We start from the raw sequence: 1526 nt of genomic DNA on the forward strand, positions 1-1526 counted from the left end.
TAGATAGGTAAGAATCGCAGCAAAGATACCAACAAAAAAGATTAAAATGAGAGTGTCAGGCATCTGCCATGATTGCTTTGTTGCAGCCGATTCCGATGGCTGCGCATGTGTGTGAGACATAACTTACTTCACGTCGAATCAAACAAAGCATGAAATATCGATAAAATAGAATAAAAAGTCAATATTAATGCCTGTAGTGAACTATAAATTCATCAAATATTTGATCTGAAGTGTGTTTGATTGATTTGTGTTCATTTATTGGTGAAATGTGTTGTTGGTTTTATATTCAGGAAAATAAATAGGCTCGTACTGCTGACGAGCCTTTTCTCACTCATTAATGCAGACCGTTTAGTCGCCTGATTGCTCGGCAAAAAATGCAGCAACATCGCGGAGATCTTCATCGTTCAGCATACGTAATTGCGCTTTCATCATCTCTGCCAGTGGCCCGGTTCGCAAACCATCCTGATAGGCTTTCATCGAGCCATACAAGTATTTAGGACTTTGACCTGCAAGGTTCGGATAGGCGTCATTACTGCTTAGTCCATTTGTGCCGTGGCAATATACGCAGCTTGGAGCTTTAACTTTGCCTTTCTCAGCATCGCCAAAAGGATTGGCATAAACGGTGGAAGTAAAAATGAGAGACGTTAAAAGGAGGGTTCTTAGCATTATGGATTCTCGATTTAGCGATAATTGACCGTAGAATAAAGCTTCCCCCAAGGGGAAGCTCAATGATCAAAATCAATCTAAAGCAGAGATTTAAGGCTTGATAGGAAGGTTTGAATATCTTCAGCAGAGATGTCTTTGTGTGTGACAAAGCGAATTGGGTTTCCTGGGCTGATGATGATGTTTTGTTGCTTGAGTTGCTCCGCGATGCTTTGGATATCGACTTTAGCATCCAACTTAGCAAACACAATGTTGGTTTGAACGAAGTCAGGATTTACCGAGAAACCCGGTAGTTCAGCTAAACCTTCCGCCAATGCTTTTGCATTGATGTGATCTTGCTTTAACTGCGCGACTTGTTCCGTGATCGCCAGTTTACCTGCTGCCGCTAGAATGCCTGCCTGCCGCATTCCGCCACCGACCATCTTTCTTAAACGGCGAGCTTTCGCGATGTATTCCTTGCTGCCAAGCAGCAGTGAACCAACGGGTGCTGCAAGACCTTTCGATAAACAAATCGTCATGGAATCAAAGTACTGACCAATATCTTTGACGGGAACATCGAGCGCAACAGCTGCGTTAAACACGCGGGCACCGTCGAGATGCAGTTTCAGATTGTGTTTATTAACGAATTCACGAGCTTCCGCTAAGTAAGACAGTGGGATCACTTTACCGTTGATGGTGTTTTCTAAACTTAGCAGACGAGTACGAGCAAAGTGCGCGTCATCAGGTTTAATTGCTGCCTCTAATTTGTCAAATGGCAACGTGCCATCTGGATTGTTTTCTATTGGTTGAGGCTGGATAGAACCCAGTACCGCTGCGCCACCTGCTTCATATTTGTAATTGTGCGCTTGCTCGCCGCATAAATA

The 1526-nt window shown here is 43.6% G+C and carries 2 protein-coding genes; both read right to left on the reverse strand.

Going from position 1 to position 1526, the window contains the following annotated elements; all coding sequences use genetic code 11:
- Window positions 1-348: 348 nt before the first annotated feature.
- Window positions 349-666, reverse strand: coding sequence for a c-type cytochrome (locus tag R8269_RS24125; protein WP_206973707.1), 318 nt, complete (start codon window positions 664-666; stop codon window positions 349-351).
- Window positions 667-743: 77 nt separating this feature from the next.
- On the reverse strand, window positions 744-1526 hold a 783-nt coding region (ltaE, locus tag R8269_RS24130; protein WP_318222767.1), incomplete at its 5' end, for a low-specificity L-threonine aldolase.

The sequence above is a fragment of the Vibrio sp. Vb0667 genome, from assembly GCF_033391095.1.